Annotated in this window: 6 protein-coding genes; 3 read left to right on the forward strand and 3 right to left on the reverse strand. The window is 57.5% G+C overall.

The genetic code is table 11. The features are described from left to right. From AC1DZP_RS35235 to AC1DZP_RS35245, 3 genes are all read right to left on the reverse strand, one after another. A partial coding sequence (locus AC1DZP_RS35235; protein ID WP_477308856.1) for an NAD-dependent epimerase/dehydratase family protein occupies positions 1 to 672 on the reverse strand: 672 nt, incomplete at its 3' end. A gap of 229 nt (positions 673 to 901) precedes the next feature. Then, on the reverse strand, positions 902 to 1,972 hold the full coding sequence (locus tag AC1DZP_RS35240) for a polysaccharide deacetylase family protein (RefSeq protein WP_477308858.1): 1,071 nt from the start codon (positions 1,970 to 1,972) through the stop codon (positions 902 to 904). Between the two features lie 21 nt (positions 1,973 to 1,993). Continuing rightward, on the reverse strand, positions 1,994 to 2,548 hold the full coding sequence (locus tag AC1DZP_RS35245) for a sugar transferase (protein ID WP_477308860.1): 555 nt from the start codon (positions 2,546 to 2,548) through the stop codon (positions 1,994 to 1,996). Between the two features lie 645 nt (positions 2,549 to 3,193). On the opposite strand from AC1DZP_RS35245, the gene AC1DZP_RS35250 reads away from it, so the two are divergent. The 3 genes from AC1DZP_RS35250 to AC1DZP_RS35260 all read left to right on the forward strand — a co-directional run bounded on the left by AC1DZP_RS35250 (position 3,194) and on the right by AC1DZP_RS35260 (position 6,357). Beyond that, a complete protein-coding gene (locus tag AC1DZP_RS35250) occupies positions 3,194 to 3,844 on the forward strand; it encodes a class I SAM-dependent methyltransferase (RefSeq protein WP_477308862.1) in 651 nt (216 codons plus the stop codon). Positions 3,845 to 4,654: 810 nt separating this feature from the next. Further along, complete coding sequence (locus tag AC1DZP_RS35255; protein WP_477308864.1) at positions 4,655 to 4,870, forward strand: hypothetical protein; 216 nt, start codon at positions 4,655 to 4,657, stop codon at positions 4,868 to 4,870. Between the two features lie 524 nt (positions 4,871 to 5,394). Further along, positions 5,395 to 6,357 carry a glycosyltransferase gene (locus AC1DZP_RS35260; RefSeq protein ID WP_477308866.1) on the forward strand — a complete coding sequence of 321 codons (963 nt, stop codon included), beginning with the start codon at positions 5,395 to 5,397 and terminating at the stop codon, positions 6,355 to 6,357. Positions 6,358 to 7,419 lie beyond the last annotated feature (1,062 nt).

Here is a 7,419-nt window from a genome sequence, read left to right on the forward strand (position 1 = left end):
GGTGAAGTCGCGCGTGTGGTTGCCGTTGTTGAACAGCTTGATCGGCTCGCCGGCAAGAATGCTTCTGGTGAATAGGAAAAGCGCCATGTCCGGACGCCCCCAGGGACCATACACCGTAAAGAAGCGAAGCCCGGTCGTCGGCAGCCCGAACAAATGGCTGTAGCTATGCGCCATCAGCTCATTGGCGCGCTTGGTCGCGGCGTAGAACTGCAGCGGATGATCGGCCGGCCGATGCTCGGAAAACGGCATGTCAGTGTTGGCGCCGTAGACACTCGAGGTGCTGGCATAGGTCAAATGCGCAACGGCACTGCCGCGGCAGGCCTCGAGCATGTTGGTGTAGGCGATGATGTTGCTTTCGACATAGGCGTGCGGGTTTTCCAGGCTGTAGCGAACCCCGGCCTGGGCGGCGAGATGGATCACTCGGTCAAACGCGTGGTCGGCAAAGCAGCCATCGACCACGCCTTTGTCGGCGAGATTGCCGCGGATGAAATGATAGCCCGCATTGGTCTTCCGGCTCATTTCCTCCAGGAGCCGCAGCCTCGCTTCCTTGATCTGCGGATCGTAGTAGCTGTTGACGCTGTCGATGCCGACAACCTCGTCGCCGCGCTCCAGCAGGCGCTTCGATACGTGATAGCCGATAAAGCCGGCCGCGCCGGTGACCAGAACCTTCATCCGAAGCGCCCGTCCGTAACATGCCTTGGCAACATATCCGCGATGTCGTAGACCCCTCCCAGTCCTTGCAAAGCAGCTGCAGGCCGGCATTCCTTCCTACAATTGCGCGACCATGTCGGTGCCCTCGGCTGCCCGCTGCGACCCGCCATTCATCTCGTTCCGGCTCGCATTTGATCACCGAATCGCTCGCTGGGGCTCCCCGATCGCCTCTTCGAGGAGCGACAATACATCAAACAAGGATACCGCTCGCCGTCGGCTCTGGATCAGTGAGCCGACGCCTGGGCATTTTGCTCGCGAGCCCGCTCAACCAACCGTCGAATTCGTACGACGAGACCCCGCACATATCCAGGAAACGCGGTAGCATGAGCGGCTCGTCGGCTAGGGAAGCGAGGCCGGGGCGACAGGTGGTTCCGGAACGTATCCCAAGCTCGCGCAGCCAAGGAAGGAAGATGGGGCTTGTAACGCCGCTTGGATAACAGAAATGGGCCGAGACCATTGGTCTTTGCGTGGCGTGGCCAATGTAATCTCGATTCTGGCGGATCTCGCGCTGGAAAAGAGCTTTGTCGAGCGGAACACGATGTCTGTGGGTATGCAGCTCGATTTGCACGAGCATAGGATCGAGATCTGCCAAGTCGTCCGCTGACATAATCTGGAGGATGCGGGAAGCGACAAGGGCGTGGTAGTCGACGCCCAGTTCGGAAGCGAGTCTGCACAAAAGCTCGTCTTTGTCGTCGGCGGAATAGCCACTCYCATTCGCGAAGCGGCATATGTGGGCCGCTACGTCTTGCCGAACGCCGCGCTGAGCAAGAGCGACCGAGCGCCCTGCGATGCGGAGCCGAGCCATCTCCAGAGTGCGGTCGCGAGCCCTCCACAACAGATAACTGCACATGAGATCGAACACTGGTCGCCGATACATAGAGTAAAAGCTCGTCAGGTACACCGTGGCCGGAATCCCATACTTCTTGAGCAGGGGGTAGGCGACGGCTGCAAAATCATGGAAACCATCGTCGAAAGTGAGGCAAAGCGACTGAGGGGGAAGTTCGCCAGCATATAGTCGATTAAGCGCATCATTGAGTGGAAGTACATTGTATCCCTGCTCGCTAATGGCCGCCAACCGCTCTTCGAACAGATGGCCGGGAATAAATAACTCCGGATTCCAGCAGTGCTCGTCGGCCAGCGAGATGCCGTGATAGCATAGTATCAGGAGGCGCTCTCTACGCCATCGGCTCCCACGCAGTGCGGCACAGCCGCCTACAGATCGGGCAGCCCACAACGCCGTAAGCTTCGCCCCTTTGAGCATCAATCGGCGCCCCAGGAAAGTTCAACGGGCATAGGTCAGATTCGAATAGACCAGCATGGTCCGCACCAGGATTTTCAGATCGATCGTCGGACCAAAATTGGTTACATAATACAAGTCATGCTCCAGCTTGATCCGCGTTTCCTCTACATCGGCTGCATAGCCGTAGTAGACTTGGGCAAACCCCGTTAGCCCCGGAACAACCGAATGCCTGAGATCGTAACCGGGCAGTTCGGCGCGGTAAACTTCCACCAACTTCGGCTGCTCGGGCCTAGGCCCGATCAGAGTCATGTCGCCTTTGACGATGTTCCAGAGCTGTGGCAGCTCATCGAGATGCGAAAGGCGCAGAAACCGACCGAAGGGCGTTACGCGGGGATCGTTTATGGCTGTGGCCACAACGATGCTGGACTGGCATTGCATACTGCGCAGCTTGTACATCCGAAAGATGCGTCCTCCCTTGCCTGTTCGGTTCTGGACAAAAAAAACTGGCCTGCCCATCAGGAGCAGGATTGCAAGCCCGCATGCGGCTATCAATATAATAGCAGGCAGAGCTGCAAGCGCGACAAAGAGAAAATCCATTGCACGCTTGACTGTGGCATAACTGGGCCGTCGCACAGTGCCGGAACCTAGGCCGGCTAGCCATACAAAAGATCGAGCGTTCATCGGCGCTGCGTTCCCGTTGACTGGCGTCCCAGGATGACAATTAGGTCGGTCACGCATGGGCCGAAATGGCCGCTACCTCATCCAAAAGACGTACGACAGGTCCGCAAATATGATATATTGACTTGCTAATTTAGCTCTACCTAATGTTGCGGAGACCCCGATTCAGGCGAGGGTGCGCCTTCATACTTAGAAGCACGCCCGCGGTCCAACGCGGTCGAAGTACCGCCGACTGGCCCACCAGCAAGGCTGTGAGAAAACCGAAGAGAGAGGCAGCTAGAGACAACGACGAGGTGGGGGCATTCCGCAATATCAAAGCCCGCACAGCAGTTTGTGAAACTGGCTCTCTCGATCCCAGGGCGTATGCGATCAAGACATGGTTGCGATTCAGATAACAGCCTTTTAGGCGGTTCGCCCACCAACATTGGCGGCACGGGACTGTCATACGATTGAGAGGTGCTCCACGAAGATGTATCCTGTCATGTGCGGCACAGCTGCACACAGAGCCAGTTGACTTTCCTTTGCAGCCGCCAATTGGACATCAACCGTGTTCTGGAGCGAGCCATGAGCGCTGGGATGGAGTATCATCGTCGAGAGCTGGCCTTTGCTCTCGATGCCATGCATCCAAGCCACTCTCTTCCTCCGCTGCCACGTACAGCGACGAGCATTTTGGATGTTGGCTGTGGCATGGGGCAGACTTTGATGGCTCTTCGATTGGACCCGACCATCGAAGCCTGGGGCGTGGACCCCGACATAGAGGCGATAATGGCCGGACGGGAAATCGTAGGGAGCAATATTCACCTGGTCCTCGGCACTGGGGAGCACTTGCCTTTTCCGGATGCAAGTTTCGACCTTGTATTCTCGCGAGTCGCTATGCCTTACATGGATATACCCATCGCCCTAGCAGAAATTTCCCGAGTGTTGCGGCCTAGCGGGAAATTCTGGGCCGCATTGCACCCACCTGGCATGCTGGCTAAGCGGATCGGCGAGGATCTCTTCAGGGGGCGGGTACGGGATCTGGCCTTCTGCTGTTTCGTCGCACTGAACAGTGGCTCGCTACGCATCTTCGGCAGGCAATTTCGGATCCGGGGCCATTGCGAGACCGTTCAGACCCGTGCTGGATTCCAGGAGTTGCTCAGAGCTTCCGGTCTTGAGCCCTTGCCGGCCGGGACGCGGTCGAATCAATTCATAGTTGAGGCTCAGAAACGGCTATAGATGTTCTTTATCCCCCGCCACTGCCATATCAGAGTCTGGATCCGACCCGGCCACACGAACAGTTGCAGGCGCTAGAGCGTTTCAGTCATGCTGCATCTTATCCTGCGCCGGCGAAGTCGTTCGCGCGTTCCGGCGATTTGCCAGAGATGAGACGGCAGATTATGTTCCAGGCCGTGCGCGGTTCGTGAGGCGGTTTTTCTCAGCAGCTGTAGAGCGGGAGAACGAGAGGCTCGCGCTGGCCACCAAGATAGATTGCCTCGCGAACCGCCAGCACGCCGAACGGTTCATGGGTGTTCGGCTCGGGGAGCCGACGAGATTGAAGGCGAGAACGTCAAGGTTCTGTGCTCTGACCCTCATGAAAGGAGCACCACAGCCACATTCGCCACTATCTCCGGATAGGCGAATGGAAGATCATCGGGATCGGACATGTGGTCGTCCGCCAGCGTAAAGACGGGTCGCCCTTCCGAAGGAGTTTGCCGCGGGCGAAAATGTGGTGCGGCGGCGTCCGCTACCTTGACCATGCGGCGAAGGGAGGGCTAATGTCGTCCGCCACTTGCGCGGTTCGTTCATCGTAGTGCGAGCGAACGTTCGAAAGCCTGCCGAAGTTGGATGCGGGGGCGCTGATTGGCGTCAATGAACTGTCTGCGGCGCTAGCTATTATTGCGGGCAGGGCCTACCTTGGAAAACTATTGTCGCAGTGTGCTCAGAATTACTGCAGGCTGGGCGGCGGCTTGGACAACGGCGCCTTGACCAGTTCTTCAGGAACCTAGTTGCCTTGGTTTTTCCGCGTATGATTTCACGGAACCAGCTATGATTTTCATCCTGATGTTGGCAATAGTCGGTGAGCTCGTCACTTTTGCTGTCCTCGCCCCCTTGTATGGCTGGAGCGTGGCTCTTCTGGCCGCACCAGGCGGCGGCGTTTTAATGGCGCTCCTGGCCAGCGTGTTTCTCAGCAAGACATACCGGATTTCCTCCGCACAGCCGCATTCCGGCGGGCAGGCTGAAATGGGCGAAAGGGGCCGATGAAAGTCCGACCGCTCGCGCCGAACTGAGCATTGTGGTGCTGATCACCGTACCTTATTCTTTGCGATTGGCTTCGAGCGCCAGGAACCGACGAATGTAAGGCAGAAGCTTAGCGTTAGTGGTCGACATCGACAATTTGTAGCGCCGCGCATTTTCAGCCGGAGTTTCTGACGACCGATGGAAGCGCCTCTCAGTGCCAAGAAGGCTGGATGCCACCGCACCGTTTGTTCCATGAAGTGCGCTCCTAGTTCCGCCTGGCACGAAGAGTCCCAACGCGGGTCTCTTAAGCCTCTGCGCGTGCGCGCATTGCCGTCTCATGTGGACGAATCCCGGGCCGCGCCAAGCGCAGGAGCGACCCCTAGCGGGCGGCTTCCGGTCAACGAACGATGGTGAGGGCGCCATGCCGTGAATCGATGGACGCCGGCTCTCAAGCTGATTAGATTCTGTCGATCCCTTTTCAAGCCGCTGGTCAAATTCGTAGATAGCCGACCCGAGAGATGCAAAATTCGGACACGAGCCTCCGTCTGGTGACTGACTTTGAGAACATCCCCGAGTGCCTCACTCTGGAGGGTGGAGAGGAAGTGCGGCTGATACGCGCGGTAGGAATCCGCGAGATTCTTGCGGCGCTTCCGAGCGCTGACGCGATTGTTATCAACGGCACGCTTTCTGTCATCTTTAGGCTAGTCTTGTACTTTTTGTTATTCCCGTGGAAACGAAAGCCCATCGTCGCGGTCGATGTTGTTCTTCGGAAAGCGCAGAGTCGTAAACAGAAAACAGCGCTCATTTTCAAACGTTTGCTTCTTTCTCGGGTCGATCACTTTATTCATTATTTCAAGGATCTCCGCGGATACCAACTTGATTACGGAATAGGTCGCGATCGCAGCGCCTACATCCCTTTTAAGGTCAATATCTGGAATGCCGGCCCGGCGTCGCTTGATGTCGAGGAGACATATGTATTCACAATGGGAATCTCCCAAAGAGACTACGGGACGTTCATCGAGGCGATCTCGCGCCTTCCGTACCCGGCAGCCATCCCGGAGTTCAGCTTTTGGAAATTCGAGAATCGCGCCGCCGATTTCGCATGGACGCCGGACAATCTTCCGTCCAATCTTGAGTTGCTTGCGGATACAGGCTCTGACGAAGATCTCGTGCGCAATCTCGCCCGAGCCAAGGTCGTGGTGATCCCGACGCTTAAATCAAACCTTTGCGCCTCAGGCATCAGCACCTATCTGGACGCCATGTACCTTGGTAAATGCGTGATTACGTCAGAGGGCCCGGGGGCCTCTGAGTTGCTCAGGTCCGGGCAGGCGATTTTGGTGGCACCCGAGGATCCGGACGCATTGCGAAGTGCAATCCGGGAGGCTTGGGAAAATCAGGAGTTGCGCGAACGGGTGGCGGCAGCCGGTCAACGTTATGCCTTGAGCCTTGGCGGCGAAAGGGAACTGTTGGAGCGCGTGTTTCGAAAAACCGTCGAACTGCTGAAAACTTAGGAGCGTCGGGGGCTCAAGACATTTGCCGAAGGCTGGAATCCGATACCGGGCGCGCGTCACGCAAAACGTGCTGGCGCATGCCGGCAGAGCGACCATCGTGTCATTTCGGCCGTCACAGCCACCGAGATCCGGGCGCTACGCCCGACTGTTTGAATCACAGGCAGCGGCTTAGCCACGGCAAGTATTGCATCGTCAGCCCGTCCGCATAGCGAAAGCCGGATAGCGCAACTGCTTGCCGTTATCGTCAGGATCCTGTGGATTTGTAGGGACGGCAATCAGGAAGGCTGAAGCCGTAACGCAACGCATAGAGACGATCAAGCGTAGGGTGTGCCGGCGGGGGCACCGATGATGCCTCGTCGTCCTGCGACAGGACAGTGGATCTTTCCCGGGGACCTATCGGCACATCGGCGGCGGAGGTCCGTTCCTCTACTTGGAGACCGTCTGCTTTTTGTATCGCTCGACGGGCCGCCGATGTCGTGAGGGCGCTCCGGTGTAGAACCTGACCCAGGTGTCTCCTTCCACACCTGCGAAAGTACTTCATTATCAAAGTCCTATCATTAAACAAGCACGCGAGATCTGACGAAAACCGGCGATCGCTCACGATAGGGCGGTCGGTGGTCTCGTACGGGTGCTACTGCTGGAAGTCTGCATGAGCGCTCCTGTCGAAGCTCGGATCCAAGGCAGAGACCTTTAACAGCCGGTTCGCCGGCAAGCGCGCGCCACGCAAGCACACAATCTCGCAAGTGAAGGTCCGCGGAGACTTTACGCTAGCCGAGCCACCCGCATCCCAATATTTCGGACGATCCATAAGAATTTAAGGTTTGGTTGAAGGAGCTGTTGGGGCTTCTGGCTCAGGATCTATCCAAAATATCGATCGCGCGTGTTTTTTCCGCCGGATCACGGGCTCGTCACGTCGCTGCGGGGGGCCGCTTGAATGTCAAGAACTGACTTATTGATGTCGCTTGTCGGTCCGACCATTTCGGTTTCGGAAACGTCTTCGCTGGGGGGCATGTTCGCGCGGTATGAGCAGGATTTCGCCGCATATGATGACCGCCACTGGGC

The sequence above is a fragment of the Mesorhizobium sp. P2_F8 genome, assembly GCF_056403655.1.

What these genes read in the sequence shown, in the direction of transcription:
- AC1DZP_RS35245 (WP_477308860.1), bottom strand. Translation starts at nt 2,548, where the DNA reads ATGGATTTTCTCTTTGTCGCGCTTGCAGCTCTGCCTGCTATTATATTG.
- AC1DZP_RS35250 (WP_477308862.1), top strand. Translation starts at nt 3,194, where the DNA reads ATGAGCGCTGGGATGGAGTATCATCGTCGAGAGCTGGCCTTTGCTCTC.
- AC1DZP_RS35255 (WP_477308864.1), top strand. Translation starts at nt 4,655, where the DNA reads ATGATTTTCATCCTGATGTTGGCAATAGTCGGTGAGCTCGTCACTTTT.